General features: G+C 63.4%; 16 protein-coding genes and 1 pseudogene. 9 read left to right on the top strand and 8 right to left on the bottom strand.

The window, feature by feature from the left end:
* The first annotated feature begins 52 nt into the window (after positions 1-52).
* The 4 genes from HDG39_RS10375 to HDG39_RS10360 all read left to right on the top strand — a co-directional run bounded on the left by HDG39_RS10375 (position 53) and on the right by HDG39_RS10360 (position 2,159).
* On the top strand, positions 53-667 hold the full coding sequence (locus HDG39_RS10375; RefSeq protein WP_184005614.1) for a TetR/AcrR family transcriptional regulator: 615 nt from the start codon (positions 53-55) through the stop codon (positions 665-667).
* A 250-nt stretch (positions 668-917) separates the two neighbouring features.
* Positions 918-1,292, top strand: a complete 375-nt coding sequence (locus HDG39_RS10370) for a hypothetical protein (protein ID WP_184005612.1) — start codon at positions 918-920, stop codon at positions 1,290-1,292.
* A gap of 4 nt (positions 1,293-1,296) precedes the next feature.
* Positions 1,297-1,644, top strand: coding sequence for a hypothetical protein (locus HDG39_RS10365; RefSeq protein ID WP_184005610.1), 348 nt, complete (start codon positions 1,297-1,299; stop codon positions 1,642-1,644).
* 23 nt (positions 1,645-1,667) lie between these two features.
* Positions 1,668-2,159 (top strand): lytic transglycosylase domain-containing protein, encoded by a 492-nt coding sequence (locus tag HDG39_RS10360; RefSeq protein ID WP_018422514.1) that lies wholly within the window; start codon positions 1,668-1,670, stop codon positions 2,157-2,159.
* Between the two features lie 74 nt (positions 2,160-2,233).
* On the opposite strand, the gene HDG39_RS10355 is transcribed toward HDG39_RS10360, so the two are convergent.
* The 3 genes from HDG39_RS10355 to HDG39_RS10345 form a co-directional block, all read right to left on the bottom strand.
* Positions 2,234-3,502, bottom strand: a complete 1,269-nt coding sequence (locus HDG39_RS10355; protein ID WP_184005609.1) for an RNA polymerase sigma factor — start codon at positions 3,500-3,502, stop codon at positions 2,234-2,236.
* Entirely contained in the window at positions 3,499-3,867 is a 369-nt protein-coding gene (locus HDG39_RS10350) for a YciI family protein (protein WP_018422516.1), read from the bottom strand. Before HDG39_RS10350 ends, HDG39_RS10355 begins: the two co-directional genes overlap by 4 nt.
* Before the next feature lie 284 nt (positions 3,868-4,151).
* The gene (locus HDG39_RS10345; RefSeq protein WP_184005907.1) at positions 4,152-5,069 is read right to left on the bottom strand and encodes a LysR family transcriptional regulator; all 918 of its coding nucleotides are present in this window, start codon (positions 5,067-5,069) and stop codon (positions 4,152-4,154) included.
* A 34-nt stretch (positions 5,070-5,103) separates the two neighbouring features.
* On the opposite strand from HDG39_RS10345, the gene HDG39_RS10340 reads away from it, so the two are divergent.
* The gene (locus HDG39_RS10340) at positions 5,104-6,129 is read left to right on the top strand and encodes an alpha/beta hydrolase fold domain-containing protein (RefSeq protein WP_260327676.1); all 1,026 of its coding nucleotides are present in this window, start codon (positions 5,104-5,106) and stop codon (positions 6,127-6,129) included.
* Positions 6,130-6,272: 143 nt separating this feature from the next.
* On the opposite strand, the gene acnB is transcribed toward HDG39_RS10340, so the two are convergent.
* Positions 6,273-8,858 carry a bifunctional aconitate hydratase 2/2-methylisocitrate dehydratase gene (acnB, locus tag HDG39_RS10335; RefSeq protein ID WP_184005604.1) on the bottom strand — a complete coding sequence of 862 codons (2,586 nt, stop codon included), beginning with the start codon at positions 8,856-8,858 and terminating at the stop codon, positions 6,273-6,275.
* Here acnB and HDG39_RS10330 point away from each other — a divergent pair.
* From HDG39_RS10330 to HDG39_RS10320, 3 genes are read left to right on the top strand one after another with little or no spacing between them, the layout of a single operon-like run.
* A complete protein-coding gene (locus HDG39_RS10330; RefSeq protein WP_184005602.1) occupies positions 8,857-9,207 on the top strand; it encodes a hypothetical protein in 351 nt (116 codons plus the stop codon). The two genes, acnB and HDG39_RS10330, sit on opposite strands and share 2 nt — an antisense overlap.
* Complete coding sequence (locus HDG39_RS10325; protein ID WP_184005600.1) at positions 9,204-9,806, top strand: DUF1326 domain-containing protein; 603 nt, start codon at positions 9,204-9,206, stop codon at positions 9,804-9,806. Before HDG39_RS10330 ends, HDG39_RS10325 begins: the two co-directional genes overlap by 4 nt.
* Positions 9,807-9,808: 2 nt before the next feature.
* Positions 9,809-10,600 carry a DUF2182 domain-containing protein gene (locus HDG39_RS10320; protein WP_184005905.1) on the top strand — a complete coding sequence of 264 codons (792 nt, stop codon included), beginning with the start codon at positions 9,809-9,811 and terminating at the stop codon, positions 10,598-10,600.
* A 34-nt stretch (positions 10,601-10,634) separates the two neighbouring features.
* Here the strand turns inward: HDG39_RS10320 and HDG39_RS35820 are convergent.
* Both HDG39_RS35820 and HDG39_RS10310 read right to left on the bottom strand, forming a co-directional pair.
* Positions 10,635-11,564, bottom strand: a pseudogene (locus tag HDG39_RS35820) (alpha/beta fold hydrolase).
* Between the two features lie 155 nt (positions 11,565-11,719).
* Positions 11,720-12,277: a TetR/AcrR family transcriptional regulator gene (locus tag HDG39_RS10310; protein ID WP_184005903.1), complete on the bottom strand. Its 558-nt coding sequence runs from the start codon at positions 12,275-12,277 to the stop codon at positions 11,720-11,722.
* Between the two features lie 257 nt (positions 12,278-12,534).
* On the opposite strand from HDG39_RS10310, the gene HDG39_RS10305 reads away from it, so the two are divergent.
* Positions 12,535-14,064 (top strand): CYTH and CHAD domain-containing protein, encoded by a 1,530-nt coding sequence (locus tag HDG39_RS10305; protein ID WP_184005598.1) that lies wholly within the window; start codon positions 12,535-12,537, stop codon positions 14,062-14,064.
* Between the two features lie 91 nt (positions 14,065-14,155).
* Here the strand turns inward: HDG39_RS10305 and HDG39_RS10300 are convergent, their stop codons facing one another.
* Positions 14,156-14,557, bottom strand: coding sequence for a hypothetical protein (locus HDG39_RS10300; protein WP_184005596.1), 402 nt, complete (start codon positions 14,555-14,557; stop codon positions 14,156-14,158).
* A gap of 120 nt (positions 14,558-14,677) precedes the next feature.
* Positions 14,678-14,851 (bottom strand): hypothetical protein, encoded by a 174-nt coding sequence (locus tag HDG39_RS10295; protein ID WP_184005594.1) that lies wholly within the window; start codon positions 14,849-14,851, stop codon positions 14,678-14,680.
* Positions 14,852-14,933: the final 82 nt, after the last annotated feature.

Here is a 14,933-nt window from a genome sequence, read left to right as displayed (position 1 = left end):
GCAGTGTAGTTTCTTTTCAAGAAAAGTAAACTGGCCAGTGTAAAATCGCTCGATGGAATCCAGTCCCCGCCCCCAACGTCTGACTGACCGAAAGCGCGTCGCGATCGTCGCTGCTGCGATCGAGGAATTCCTCGCGGCCGGCTACGACGCAACCAGCATGGACCGCATCGCCGCCCGCGCGAATGTCTCGAAGCGCACGGTCTATAACCATTTCCCGAGCAAGGAAGCGCTTTTCGCGGCGATTCTCCAGCAATTGTGGGACGCGAGCCAGGACGGCGATGCGCCCTCTTATCGCGCCGACCAACCGTTGCGCGCGCAGTTGCTCGAGCTGCTGGAGCGCAAGCTGCGGCTGCTTCACGACGAGTCCTTTTTGTCGCTTGCACGGGTGGCGATCGCGGCTGGCATCCATTCGCCGGAGCGCGCACGCGAGATGGTCGCTCGCATGGGGGAACGCGAGGAGGATCTGACGGCGTGGCTCCGGGCGGCTGCCGCGGACGGCCGCATCAAGACCGAGGACCCCGTCTTCGCAGCACTGCAGTTGCAGGGGCTCGTGAAGGCTTTTGCCTTCTGGCCGCAAGTGGCGATGGGTCAAGTGCCGCTCGATGCCAGCGAGCAGAAGAGGATCGCGGAAGCGGCGGCGGATATGTTTCTCGCGCGGTATGCGTGAGTCGGTTCGTCGGGTTGGGGCGTCAGGTCGATCGCGTCGCGACGAGCGTACGCGTAGCAATCGCTGTGGCTTTACCCGACAGGGCAAGAAGTTCTTTGCTCGAAGGCGGAGGTGCACGCAGCAACCTTCCGGGAAGCGGCGCCGCGAGAGCGAACTCTTTCTTTTTCGCAAACGTTTGCCCCCAGGTATCAAGTCTCAGCATCCCAAGCCGAAAACGCGTACATCGCCACGAAACTTTGGAGACCCCGACGTGACGCGCGCCGTGCTCTTACTTGCCGTAATGTTTGTAACAGGCTGCGCACAACTGCAGCAGCCCAATACGGCTCAAGCCGAGAAACCTGCGGTGTCGAACGTGATCATGAAGTTCGACATTCCCGCCGATGCACTCGGCGCGCGCGATCCGCAACTGACTACGGTGCTCGCCAAGGCGGGTGCGCTCGCCGCCGCGCAGAAGCAGCCCACTGTGATCCGTGTAACGGCGCTGGGCCAGGACTTCAAGTACATCAACCAGGCGATCTGGCGGGGCGTGCCGCAGCAGGGGCTCAAACCCACGCTCGAAAACCTTACGACCGGCGCGAACCAGACGTACAGCGTCTCGATCCAGCCGCTACATGCGGGGAGCTGACACGATGCGCCTGATTGCTTTCGCCGCGGCATCGCTATGCTTAGGTTCGGCCGCATGGGCGGGCCAGCCCGCTGCCAGCGCGCCTGCGACTGCGGCCGGCACTGCCGCCGCTGCCACCACAGCCTCTGCGGACAAGGTCTACCCGCCGCTGCCCACGCTCTCCATGCTGCCGCCCTCCACCGGCGACGACGACGACCTTCCCGCGCCGCGCTCCACGTCGCACAACAAGAAGAAGACGCACCAGCACGATTGCCGCTGCGCGATGCCGACGCCGCGCCTCGTCGTCTCCGATGAGTCGCGCACCTATCTCAAGGACATCGAGCGGCAGCTCGATTCCGCGCTGGCGCAGTAAAGCAGGACCTGGAGCCCCGACCCATGGACAAGCAGAAGACCAACGCCTTCCGCCCTTTGCGGTCGTGGGCCATATGCGCCTGGGCGGCGCTGCTGGCGCTCGGCAGTTCGGCCGCGCAAGCCGCTCCGTCCGCCGACGATTGCTTCGACAAGGCCGGCGCTTACCAGGGCGTCAATCCGCACGTGCTGCGCGCCGTGGCATGGCGCGAATCGAAAGGCGACGCGAGCGCCATCAACCGCAACGCCAACGGTTCGATCGACGTGGGACAACTGCAGATCAATTCGATCCACTTTCCTGAACTCGAGAGCCGGGGCATTCCGCACCGCGCGCTGACGGACCCGTGCGTGAATATCTTCGTAGCCGCGTGGCTGCTCAAGCAGAAGATGGTGCGATACGGCAACACATGGCGCGCAATCGGAGCGTATCACTCGGAATCGCCGCACGAGCGCGACGCCTACGCGCGCAGCATCCAGGCGATTCTCGTGAGCTGGGGGCTGTTGCAGCCGGAGCGGTGAAGTTCAGGCGCAGGCCTGTCGGGGCCAAGCCGCCACGCCCGACCTGACGAAGCAGGCAAACGCACCCCGCGCCGCTAACTGCTCGCCGATGCAAGCTCCATTCGCTTGCGCTGCAGGAACCGACGCACGGCCGGATCACGCTCCAGACCGATCGCCAGATCGTACGCGCCGAGTGCTTGCGCGGTCGCGCCGGTGCGCGCGAGCAGGTTGGCGCGTGCGGCCCAGTAGGGCTGGTAGTCGGCCAGCCGCGGGTCGTCCGCATACGGCGCAAGCGCGTCGAGCGCCGCCTGCGGGCCGTCGCGTTCGGCCACGGCAAGCGCGCGGTTCACAGCCACTACCGGCGACGCCGCAATGGCGAACAGCCCATCGTAGAGCTGCACGATTTCGTCCCAGTTCGGGCGACGCGTCCGGCAGCGATCCACATGCGCCGACTGCAGCGCGGCCTCGAGCTGAAAGCGCCCGATTGCGTTGAGCGCGTTCGCGCGCCGCAGCAGTGCGTTCGCCGCGTCGATCATCGGCGCGTTCCACGTTGCAGGGTCCTGGGCCGACAGCGGAACGTAGTCGCCAGCCGCATCGCGTCGCGCATCACGTCGCGCCTGAGCAAACAGCATCAGCGCGAGCAGGCCCAACGTCTCGGGTTCGTCAGGAAGCAGCTCGACGAGCAGTCGCGCGAGATACAGCGCCTCGTCCGCCAGGTCGCGCCGCTCGGTATCGCCGCCGACCGGATCCGTCCAGCCCTCCGCATACGCCGCATAGACCGCTTCGAGCACCGCGTCGAGCCGGCCGGGCAGCTCCTCGCGCTCGGGCACGCTGAACGGAATGCCCGCCTCGCGGATCTTCGTCTTCGCCCGCACGAGACGTTTGCTCATCGCGGCGGGCGACATCAGGAACGCCGACGCAATCGTCTTCGCTTCCAGCCCCAACACCACTTGCAGCATCAGCGGCGTGCGAATCGCGGCCTCGAGCGCAGGGTGCGTGCACGCGAACAGCAGCGCAAGCCGCCGGTCGGGCAACGCGCCTGCCTCGCTCTCGTCGATCTGGTCGGCGAGGATCATCAGCTGGTTCGCCACGTCGTCGCCGACCTGGCGGCGACGCGCGCCGTCGATCGCCCGGCGGCGCGCAACCGTCATCAGCCACGCTTCGGGACTCGCGGGACAGCCGTGCTCCGGCCAGTCCGCGAGCGCGGCCGCGAATGCGTCGGCGAGCGCGTCCTCGGCTGCGGCGACGTCGCGCGTGCGCATTGCCAGCAGCGCGACGAGCTTGCCGTAGCTGCGGCGGGCGACCGCCTCGGCAATCGAACGCGCGGCGCCGTCATCGCCAAGGGCGCCGCCGGACGCACTCATGCAGTGGGTGCCTCGTAAGGCGCGGTCCAGACCGGGCGCACCTCCATGACGCCGTGCGCCGCGCCGGGACAACGCGACGCCCACGACATCGCCGCGTCGAGGTTCGGCACGTCGATCAGGTAGTAGCCGGCGAGTTGCTCCTTCGAATCGGAATACGGTCCATCGAGCACCTGCGGCTTGCCGTCGACGAGCCGCACCGTGGTGGCCGTGTTCGTGTGCTGCAGCCGGTTGGCCCCCACCAGAGCCCCCGCTTTTTTCAACGATTCGGTGTACGCGTGATAGGCGGCAACGCCTTGCTGCCGCTCGCTGTCGGTCATCTTGTTCCAGCCGTTTTCTTCCGAGTAGATCATCAACAGGTATTCCATTTGAGCCTCCGTCATGGGGTTGAGGCGGATGAATTGCGTCGGCCGCCATCACAATGACGCGCGGGCCGCATGCTGACGGACAGGGGCGTCAAAAAAATCGCGGACGACCACCTGGGACCCACGCCGCATTTGGAAAAAGACGCGTGGATCGCAGCCCGTTCGACCGTGTTTCGCAAAGCATTGTCGGACGGGTTCAGTGCCTTGTCGACGGGGGATCGGCTTCGGCGCGGCAAGGCCGGACCGCGATCCCTGTTCGGCATGATCCGGTGTCGGCGGAATACTCGCTAGATCCTGACCGGGACAAAGGCCGGACCGAGATCGGACGTGAGAATTTCCGAAACGAAATCGATAAATACGCGGGTCTTGGTCGGCAATCGTCGGCCGGCAGGATGAACGGCGTGGATGGGCATCGGCGCCGGCGCGAAATCCGGCAACAGGCTGACGACCGCACCGCTCGCGATCTCCGGTGCAAAGAGCCACGCCGGCGCTTGAACCAGTCCCATATGGGCGAGCACGGCAGCGCGAATCTGTTCCGCGTCGCCGGTGTGAAAATTGCCGGACGGGACGTGCAAGTCGGGACCGTCGACGTTTTCGAAGCGCCACGCCCGCGGCTCGCGCAGCGGTGCGAAAACGACGCAGGCATGTCGGGCGAGCTCCTGTGGCCGTTCGGGGCGCCCGTGTTTTTCGAGGTAATCCGGCGTTGCGACGACAACGACTGGGCTCGATGCCAGCTGCCTTGCAATCATCGAAGAGTCGGCAAGCCGCCCGCTTTTGATCGAAAGGTCGAAGCCCTCCTCGACCAGATTGACGGTTCGCTCCGTTGCCGACAGGTCCACGGATACGTTCGGATACCTGGCGAAAAATGCCGGCAGGCGCGGCACCACATGCAGCCGGCCAAAAACCGGCGCCACGGTGACCCGGACCATCCCGGCCGGCGAAACCTGACCGCGCCCGACGGACGATTCGAGCTCCGTGAAATCTCCAATGATGCGCAAACCCGCTTCATAGACCGATTGTCCCGTCTCGGTCAGCGTCATGCTGCGCGACGTGCGCCTGACCAGTTGCGCGCCAAGATGGCGTTCGAGCGACGCGATCTGCTTGCTGACCGCGGGCTGGCCCACGCCTATTTCGCGCGCCGCCGCTGCGAAACTCCCGCTCTCGACGATGCGGACGAAAAGTTTGAGCGCATCCAGACGGTCCACCCCTTGCCTCCCAAAACTTCCAGAATGGAATTGATTGTATTCCGTTCGGCCTTCTTCTGGACGCTCTGTGGAATCGATATCGTCTGCCCATCGACCACCGCTAACGAAGGAGCAAGTGATGAGCGTCGTACAGCAGATCAACCTGATCGAGATGCGGCACCCCTTGAGTGACGACGACCGCGAGGCGGCGATATCGGTGCTCGACCGTACTCAGCGACTCTTTGCGGAATTCGGCGGAGCCTCGCGTGAGGCCTACGACGCGATGACGGCGCAAACGCCTATTGCGGATGGCGTCGATCTTCAAAGAGTCGAGAGCGCGGACGTACAGGGTTGGTGGATTCGGCCCGAATCCGCCGTGGCCGGCCGCGCGATCCTCTTTCTGCACGGAGGCGCGTTCGTACTCGGGTCTGCCACCGGTTATCGCGGCCTGGCGAGTCAGATCGCCGTGCGTGCCGGCATCGACACCTTCGTTCTCGACTATCCGCTTGCGCCCGAGCATCCGTTTCCCGCGGCATACGATGCCGTGATCGAAGCGTTGCGGTGGATGGCGCAGTCAGGCATTCGCGACATCGCGCTGGTTGGCGACTCGGCAGGCGGCGGGCTCGCGCTTGCGGCGCTGGGCGCTGATGGAGGTCGGTCGATGAACGTTTCTTGTGTGGCCACTTTTTCGCCGTGGCTCGATCTTGCGTTGACGGGCCCGTCGTCGCGCAGTGAGGAGACCCGCGACCCGGTCTTGACGCGGCCCATACTCGCCGATGCCGCGGCCGCGTACCTTGGGTCAGCCGATCCCGCGGACCGACGCGCGTCGCCGCTGTACCACGTTCCCGCACATCTGCCGCCGATCGCCATTCAGGTCGGTACGGACGAACTGCTGCTCGACGACGCCCGGCGCTACGCGGCTGCCGCTGCACAGCGGGGAAACACGGTGCAGTTGGAAATCTACGAGGGACTCCATCACGTGTTCCAACGCTCGACCGACGAGCTTGCAAGCGCCCGATACGCGTTGGACCAGGTCGCGGGGTTTGTCTTGCGATGCGGATCGGCTATCGCTAGCCCCTGAGATTCCTCTGCGATCCCGGCGAGGCTGGCCCGCGCGGACCTCGACTCGAACGCCGCAAAAAAAATGGCGCCGCAGGCATTCAGCCCACGGCGCCATTTCGTGGCGCTACGACGCGAACCGCACGCCGTAGTCCGACAGCACACTTACATCGTCACGGCGTCGGCGACTTCCTTGAAGTCTTCGATCTGGTCGAAGTTCATGTATTGATAGATCTTGTCGCCGTTGGCATTGAGCACGCTCATGTCGGCCATGTACTCCTCCTTGGTCGGGATCTTGCCCAGGCGCGAGCAGATCGCCGCCAGTTCCGCCGAGCCGAGGTACACGTTCGTGTTCTTGCCGAGGCGGTTCGGGAAGTTACGGGTCGACGTCGACATGACCGTCGCGCCTTCGCGCACCTGTGCCTGGTTGCCCATGCACAGCGAGCAGCCCGGCATTTCGGTACGCGCACCCGCCGTGCCGAAGACGCCGTAATGGCCTTCCTCGGTCAGTTGCTTCTGGTCCATCTTGGTCGGCGGGGCCACCCACAGCTTGACCGGGATGTCGCGCTTACCTTCCAGCAGCTTCGACGCGGCGCGGAAGTGACCGATGTTGGTCATGCACGAGCCGATGAACACTTCGTCGATCTTCGCGCCGGCCACGTCCGACAGCGTCTTCACGTCGTCCGGATCGTTCGGGCAGGCCACGATCGGCTCGTGGATGTCGGCGAGATCGATCTCGATGACGGCTGCGTATTCGGCGTCGGCATCCGGCGACAGCAGTTGCGGGTCGGCCAGCCACTGCTCCATCGCCTTGATGCGGCGCTGCAGGCTGCGCGGATCCTGGTAGCCCTGGGCGATCATCCACTTCAGCAGCGTGACGTTGCTGTTCAGATATTCGATGATCGGCTCCTTGTTCAGGTGCACCGTGCAACCGGCGGCCGAGCGCTCGGCGGAAGCATCCGACAGTTCGAACGCTTGCTCGACCTTCAGATCGGGCAGGCCTTCGATTTCGAGAATGCGGCCGGAGAAGACGTTCTTCTTGCCTTGCTTGGCAACCGTCAGCGTGCCTTGCTTGATCGCGTACAGCGGAATCGCGTTGACGAGGTCACGCAGGGTCACGCCCGGCTGCATCTTGCCCTTGAAGCGGACCAGCACCGATTCCGGCATGTCCAGCGGCATCGTGCCGGTGGCGGCCGCGAAGGCGACCAGACCCGAACCGGCCGGGAAGCTGATGCCGATCGGGAAGCGCGTGTGCGAGTCGCCGCCGGTGCCCACGGTGTCGGGCAACAGCATGCGGTTCAGCCACGAGTGGATCACGCCGTCGCCCGGGCGCAGCGCGATGCCGCCACGGTTGCTGATGAAGTTCGGCAGCGTCTGGTGGGTCTTGACGTCCACCGGCTTCGGATAAGCGGCGGTGTGGCAGAACGACTGCATGACGAGATCGGCCGAGAAGCCGAGGCACGCCAGGTCCTTCAGTTCGTCGCGGGTCATCGGGCCCGTGGTGTCCTGCGAGCCGACCGAGGTCATCTTCGGTTCGCAGTACGTGCCCGGACGGACGCCCTCGCCTTCCGGCAGCCCGCAAGCGCGGCCGACCATCTTCTGCGCCAGCGAGAAACCCTTGCCGCTGTTGGCGGGCTGCTGCGGCAGGCGGAACAGCGTCGACGGGGCGAGGCCCAGCGCTTCACGTGCCTTGGCGGTCAGGCCGCGACCGATGATCAGCGGAATGCGGCCGCCGGCGCGCACTTCATCGAACAGCACGTCGGACTTGACCTGGAACTCGGCGATCACTGCGCCGTTCTTCAGGGCTTTGCCTTCGTACGGGCGCAGTTCGACCACGTCGCCCATTTCCATCTGCGACACGTCGAGTTCGATCGGCAGAGCGCCAGCGTCTTCCATCGTGTTGTAGAAGATCGGGGCGATCTTGCTGCCGAGGCACACGCCGCCGAAGCGCTTGTTCGGGATGAAGGGGATGTCTTCGCCCGTGAACCACAGCACCGAGTTGGTCGCCGACTTGCGCGAGGAGCCGGTGCCGACCACGTCGCCCACGTAGGCGACCAGGTGGCCCTTTTCCTTCAGCGACTCGATGAACTTGACCGGGCCACGCTTGCCGTCTTCTTCCGGCGTGATACCGGGACGCGCGTTCTTCAGCATCGCCAGCGCGTGCAACGGGATGTCCGGACGGGTGGTGGCATCCGGCGCTGGCGAGAGGTCGTCGGTATTGGTCTCGCCCGTCACCTTGAAGACGGTGATGGTCAGGCTTTGCGGCACTTCCGGACGGCTCGTGAACCATTCGGCGTCGGCCCAGCTCTGCATCACGGCCTTCGCATTGGCGTTGCCCTTGTCGGCCAGTTCCTTGACGTCGTGGAACTGGTCGAACATCAGCAGCGTTTTCTTCAGCGCGTCGGCGGCCACGGTGCCCACTTCGGCGTCGGACAGCAGTTCGATCAGCGGCTGGATGTTGTAGCCGCCCAGCATCGTGCCGAGCAGTTCGGTGGCACGGGCGCGCGAGATCAGCGCGCAGGCGGTCTGGCCTTGGGCCACGGCCGCGAGGAAGCCTGCCTTCACGCGGGCGGCTTCGTCCACACCAGCGGGCACGCGGTTAGCGATCAGGTCGAGCAGCGTCTGCTCTTCGCCAGCGGGCGGGTTCGTCAGGAGTTCGACCAGCTCGGCGGTTTGCTGAGCCGTCAGCGGCAAGGGAGGAATGCCGAGCGCGGCGCGTGCGGCCACGTGAGCACGAAAATTTTCAAGCATGGGGGACCTGCTGGTATTTGCGTTTCAGGGAAAGGCTTTTAAGGCACTCCAAGCTGTGCCGGGCACTGCTTCGATCGCGATTTTAATTGCAATACCCACGCAAGGTCAAATGTCTTATGTCTTATATAAGAGTCAGTTGCGAAAATCGTCGATGCGCCGTGCGCTTCAGGACCGCCAACCGGACTCCGCGCCCCCCGTCCTGTACCGCAAAAGCGCCGACTGTGTAAGCCGCTTCAATCATTCGCAGCGCCCCGAAGGCTTTGATTACTGCCCGCTTAACAGCTACAACAGAGGATGTCCGGCGATGTTCTTCCCAGCCGGATCCAACCGGCAGCGGAGGCGTGAATGAGCTATCAACTGATGGGCAGCATCCTCGAAGTGTGTGAATGCAAGGTGCTGTGTCCGTGCTGGATCGGAGAAGATCCCGATAACGGCATTTGCCGCAGCGCGCTTGCATACCACTACGATCAAGGCATGATCGACGGCGTCGATGTATCGGGCCTGACGATCGCGTTCGCGGCGTTCATTCCCGGCAACGTGCTCAAAGGCGGCTGGCGCGTCGCGATGTTCGTCGACGAGCGCGCGAGCGACGCGCAATTCGACGCCCTGGTTAGCGTGCACCGTGGCGAGCGCGGTGGCCCCATCGCGGATCTCGTGCAGTTGATCGGCGAAGTCGTGTCCGTGGAACGCGCGCCGATCGAATACGCAGTCGTCGACGGCAAGGGCAGGATGAAAGTCGGTGAAGCCATCGAGGCCGAGTTGGAGCCCTATCGCGGCCCGACCGGCGAGCCGACCAAACTGGTCGAAAGCATCTTTTCGACGATACCCGGTTCCCCGGCTTTCGTCGGCAAGGCGAACGCATTCCGCCTGCGGCACGAAAAGCTCGATCTCGACCTCGCCTTGACCGGACATAACGCCATTCAGGGATCGTTCAGCTTCGCGTCGTGAAGATGCTCGCACGCTCGCGGCTGTTCGCGCCGCTTTTCGTCGCATTGACGGGCAGCGCGTGGATCGCGTTATGGATATGGGATGCGGGGCCCTATGCGCGTTTTCTGCATCATGCGAGTTGGGCCGAACTGCCGCTCGTCGGCGCGATATGCCGTGAGGTGCCCGGCGCGAGCCTCACGATTGCGGCATTGCTGCACAGCGTCGCATGGCTGCTGATGATCGCGGCGATGATGCTGCCGACCGCCTTCCCGCTCTTCGACACCTTCCGGCGGATGACCATCGCGCGCGCAAACCGGCGCACGCTGATGGCGCTTCTGATCGTCGGTTATGCGACGACGTGGGCGCTGTTCGGCGTGCTCGCGCACGGCTTCGACGCGGCGCTCCATCTGGTCGTGGACCAGTCTGCGAGCTTGCTTGCAAACGGCTGGCTGATCGGCGCCGCGATCGTCGGGCTCGCGGGCCTTTATCAGTTCAGCAGTCTCAAGCATCGATGTCTCGACAAATGCCGCTCCCCGCTGATGTTCATCACCGAGCATTGGCGTGGCAGGAGCGCGCGCCGCGAGAGCTTTGCGCTCGGCATCGGTCACGGCGCTTTCTGCGTCGGCTGCTGTTGGGCCCTGATGCTGCTGATGTTCGCGGTCGGCACTGGCAGCGTCGGCTGGATGCTGGCGCTGGGCGCGATCATGTCGGCCGAGAAGAATTTCCGCTGGGGCAGGTCCATCGGCAAGCCGCTCGGCATTGCGTTGCTTGTGTGGTCCGCATGGATCGTCGTACAGCACGCCCGCATCGCCTGACCCATGCGCGGCATCTTGCGCCCGCGTAGCCCCGTTACCCCTCTCCGCTTCCAAAGAACGCAGTGAGTTCGTCAGCGACCGCGCGCGGTTGTTCTTCTGGAATGAAGTGCCCGCAGTGACTAATGGTGCGGCCTTTGACGTCGGTGAAAAAGGCTCTCAAAGGTGTTGCCATATCGGCGATGGAACCTTGATCGGCACCGAGCGTCAGCAGTGGCAGGTCGAGCATGCCTCGTTGCTTCAGTTCTGCATTCTGTTGGGCGGACACATGCGCGGCCCGGTAATACGCAAGGCCCGCGCGTAAGCCGCCGTCTTTCTTGAGAATGCGTAGATATTCATCGATATCGGCGTCAGTGAAAGTATCGGGATTGGCCGCCTTTCGCCGCAAAAACCAGTCGAGGTATTCACGTTCCTTGCCGGCGAGCAGCACTTCCGGCAGGTCCGGTAGCCCGTGAAATGCGAAATGCCAGGTGCGCCATGCACGCCCGGGCGCGCTCGGCAACGCATCAGGCAACGTCACGCCGGGGATCCCCGCATCCAGCAGCGCGAGTCGCCGGACCTTGTCGCCGAACATTACGGCGTAAGGAAAAGCCACTCACGCTCCAATGTCGTGTGCAGCAAGACAGTACCGGGTGATCCCCAGTTGCTGGAGCAAACCGTGAACATGGCTCGCAAGGGTTTGCGTGTCGTAGCCGTCCATCGGACGATCCGAATCACCTTGTCCGGGAAGGTCCGGTGCGACGACTCGGTAGGTCTTTGCAAGCAGTCCCATCACTTTGCGCCAGGCGAACCAGCTCTCGGGAAAGCCCGCGAGCAACACGACCACGTCGCCCTGTGGGTTTCCACCGGTGACGTAGTGCAGCCTCAGTCCGTCTACGGTTGCGAACTTGTGCTCGAATCCTGCTAGCCCCGCCACGGGCCTTGCTACTGGCAACGTGCTTACGATTCCGGAACTCCCTGATGGCATGGGCGAGTGATGTGTTTTCACGAACGAGACTCCTCTGGGTTGGGGGATGACACCGTTGAGCGGTTTTTCTCATCGGCGGATAATGTTAGGAAATAATCATTTCCTAATAGGGCGAGCGGCACGCGGAGGTCATGCGATGCTATGTCTTGCCGTGATTAGTCCAGCAGACGCATGGCCTGATCCGTCGCCGCCATCATGTGTGCCCGGGATCGCCCGACTTTGCCGACGACCCTGAAACCTTGCGTCAGACTCAGCAGAGCGCGGCCGGTAGCGTCTGGATCCACGGCGGACGCGATCGAACCGTCTGTCTGGCCCACTCGGATCAAACGACACAACAGACGCTCCGTTCGCTGCAAAGATGCGACCACATGACTCGCGATCTCATCGTCGAAGGCCAGCAGGTCGACTGCACTTCCGACTACGAGACAGCCCCGCTTGCCCTCATCGCCAATTGCAGACTCAGCATAAAACCGCAGAATGGCCCGTACCTTGTCGCGGCCGGTCTGCTCCGCGTCGAGCAGGCCCTGCAACTGGCCATTTCGTAGGTGGATGTAGCGCTCGAGCGCGGCAAGGAATACCGCTCGCTTATCTGCGAACGCCTTATAGATACTGCCGGCCGTGAGCCCCATCGCGGACCCGAGATCGCCAAGAGACGTCCCTTGATAACCGCGCTCGCGAAAAATCTGGATTGCGCCGTCCAGCGCGACGTCCATGTCGAATTCGCGTGGACGACCTGGAGCACGTGCCTGTCTGGCGGCATGGTTGCGTGTAGTCATACGGCGATTATAGGAAATGATCATTTCCTAATCAAGATGTGCCAACGTGTACAGGTATTCGCGCCAGGCTCGTCCACCGTCTCATCCACTTTTTCCGTGTCCAACTTATCTGAGGCCACTGGGGACGATCGGCCGCGACGCGGTCCAGCCAATCCGGTGTAGTCTGACAGTCTGGCGCTCATTTCGGAGGCAGCATGGAACGGGAACTGAAGCTGCGCGTTGCGAAGGAAGATCTCGGTAAATTGCGTAACGCGTCGATGCTTGCGCAATCAGAAGCCACAGCGGGAACGCCTCACCTGCTGACGAGCACCTATTTCGATACGCCCGATTTTTCATTTCACTGGTGCGGGGCTTCGCTGCGCGTGCGCACCGTCGGCAACGACAAAATCCAGACGCTGAAGCGCGAAGGATCGGCCAAGGCGGGATTGTTCGACCGGGACGAGTTCGAGATGCCCGTGAATAGCGACGCGCCCGATCTGACGCTGCTGTGCGATCAAATCCCCGACGACAGCGACTGCGGAAAGCTGATTCGCGACGAGACCGTTGCGGCCCAACTGAAGCCGGTGTTCGTCACGCGGATCAACCGATCAGCGTTTGTGCTGCGCCAGCCGTCCGGAGACGAACTCGAGCTTGCTCTCGACGAAGGAAGCGTCGAAGCGGATTCGGGATCAGTGCAGATCGCCGCGGTGGAACTGGAACTGAAACAGGGCAGTCCGGATGTGCTGTACCGCGTCGCGCTGGAAATGCTCGAAACTGTGCCGCTGTGTATCGATCGTCGCAGCAAGGCGGATATCGGGTATGCACTGCTCGTCGACGAGCACAGCGAGGCGGTGAAAGCGCAACCAGTGCGACTGAACAAACGCGATTCGGTCGAGGATGCGTTCTGCGCAATTGTGCGCAACTGTCTGGACCAGGTCCATGCGAATGAACGGGGCGTCGTATCGGGCCACGATCCATCGAGCGTCCATCAGATGCGCGTGGGACTTCGCCGCTTGCGTTCGGCTCTCGACCTGTTTGCGAAGGTCATCCCCGCCTCGTCCGGATTCGACGAGGAGTTGCGCTGGATTGCCTCGGAACTCGGCGCCGCGCGCGACTGGGCAGTGCTTGCGGGGTCGACGCTCGACCATGCCGGCGCCAACGGCAATGCGGACGAGATCCGGCCCGTCAGACAGGCGTGCGAGCAGATTGCCGTCAACAACCGGCAGCGCGCGGCTGCCGCGGTCGAGTCGGTTCGCTACACGCGGCTCGCGCTCCAGTTCGCGCTCTGGTTGAACCGCAAAGGTTGGCGAGATGAGATGTCCGACGAACAGCGCAACGCAATCAGCGGCCCGGTGAAGCCATTCGCCGCCGATGTCCTGCGTCGTCGGCACAAGAAACTGATCAAACGTGGCAAGGGTTTGGCCGATCTGGACGATCACCGTCGTCACCGCGCCCGCATCGCGGCGAAAAAAGTTCGATACGCCACCGAGTTCTTCGCGTCTCTATGCCCGAAGCAGGCCGTTCGCCATTATGTCGACGCGCTCACCGCGCTTCAGGATGATCTCGGCTGGCGCAACGATGCCGTCGTCGCCGATCAGCTTCTGAAGTCGTTGTTGAAAACGTCGCCGGAAGCAGTCTCGGGCGCGGCGTTCGCACGCGGCTTCCTCGCGTCACGCGTCGCTGCCGATCATCAGACATTGAAGAAGCTGTGGAAGCGCTTCAAACTGCTTTCGTCACCGCACTGACGCGACCAGTTCACCGCGATGTATCCGGGCGCGAACATGTCACGCGCAACACTCATCGTGAGGTCTCGCGATGTTCGAGATGGAACTCTTATTATCCGAACAAACGCGACCACGCCGCGCGTACGCGGCGCGCGCGATCCTCGAACAGGTACGACGCAGCGAGCGCAAACAGGCCTGACACGACCCCCGTCGCGATGTGTTCGAGAACATGAGAGCGGTAGTGGCTCAAATGAGAGTAGGCATCGCCGATAGCGGTCAGGCAACCGACGAGCAGTGCGTTGCTGTAGCGATTCCCGTACCACTTCGCCGCCGGCGTGAAGGTGAGCAGCAGGGCGAGCACACCGGTGAGCAGGCCGGTTTTGAATGCGATCGCCCAGTGCGTGAGGCTCATGATGTTGCCCCAGCTCCCCGGCATACAGGTCATGCACGCGCTGGTTGGCTGCCAGAAACGCTGGATAAACAGTTTGAAGCGGCGTTTCCATGCGCTTCCCATGATGTACTCCACGATATCCGGCGTGAGATTTCACGCAGACATGGTACATCGCGAGCGTGCCGTAGCGTGGCGAGTGATGAGCGTTCCCACCTGATGGATCCGACAAGCGAACGCCAATGGCTATGGCGACCGATCGCGATTACGCGCACGCGTGGCGCCCGTAATCACCGCAATGCCGAGCAGGATCACGGCCACGATTGCGATGATGTGCTGCGCGACATGCAGCGCCATCAATCCCCACGCGACGCCGCCAATGAAAATGATCCATCCGACCAGATAGATGAGCAGGGTCATCGATTTCTCCTTGTGGTTTCGGCCAATGGTGCGATGCACACGACGCCCTCGCCGCAAAAGCAATCAACGGGTCTATCTCCGA

Origin of the sequence: Paraburkholderia lebeckiae, from assembly GCF_014201005.1 — a bacterium.
In the GTDB taxonomy this organism is placed as follows: Bacteria; Pseudomonadota; Gammaproteobacteria; order Burkholderiales; family Burkholderiaceae; genus Paraburkholderia; species Paraburkholderia tuberum.
Note: the sequence above shows the minus strand (reverse complement) of the source record. Positions and strands in the feature narration are given on the sequence as shown.

Bases quoted from the DNA above. Each gene is read 5' to 3' on its own strand.
- HDG39_RS10365 (WP_184005610.1), top strand. From the start codon at position 1,297: ATGCGCCTGATTGCTTTCGCCGCGGCATCGCTATGCTTAGGTTCGGCC.
- HDG39_RS10310 (WP_184005903.1), bottom strand. From the start codon at position 12,277: ATGGACGTCGCGCTGGACGGCGCAATCCAGATTTTTCGCGAGCGCGGT.
- HDG39_RS10350 (WP_018422516.1), bottom strand. From the start codon at position 3,867: ATGGAATACCTGTTGATGATCTACTCGGAAGAAAACGGCTGGAACAAG.
- HDG39_RS10355 (WP_184005609.1), bottom strand. From the start codon at position 3,502: ATGAGTGCGTCCGGCGGCGCCCTTGGCGATGACGGCGCCGCGCGTTCG.
- HDG39_RS10330 (WP_184005602.1), top strand. From the start codon at position 8,857: ATGGGGGACCTGCTGGTATTTGCGTTTCAGGGAAAGGCTTTTAAGGCA.
- HDG39_RS10360 (WP_018422514.1), top strand. From the start codon at position 1,668: ATGGACAAGCAGAAGACCAACGCCTTCCGCCCTTTGCGGTCGTGGGCC.
- HDG39_RS10295 (WP_184005594.1), bottom strand. From the start codon at position 14,851: ATGACCCTGCTCATCTATCTGGTCGGATGGATCATTTTCATTGGCGGC.
- acnB (WP_184005604.1), bottom strand. From the start codon at position 8,858: ATGCTTGAAAATTTTCGTGCTCACGTGGCCGCACGCGCCGCGCTCGGC.
- HDG39_RS10320 (WP_184005905.1), top strand. From the start codon at position 9,809: ATGCTCGCACGCTCGCGGCTGTTCGCGCCGCTTTTCGTCGCATTGACG.
- HDG39_RS10300 (WP_184005596.1), bottom strand. From the start codon at position 14,557: ATGGGAAGCGCATGGAAACGCCGCTTCAAACTGTTTATCCAGCGTTTC.
- HDG39_RS10325 (WP_184005600.1), top strand. From the start codon at position 9,204: ATGAGCTATCAACTGATGGGCAGCATCCTCGAAGTGTGTGAATGCAAG.
- HDG39_RS10305 (WP_184005598.1), top strand. From the start codon at position 12,535: ATGGAACGGGAACTGAAGCTGCGCGTTGCGAAGGAAGATCTCGGTAAA.
- HDG39_RS10375 (WP_184005614.1), top strand. From the start codon at position 53: ATGGAATCCAGTCCCCGCCCCCAACGTCTGACTGACCGAAAGCGCGTC.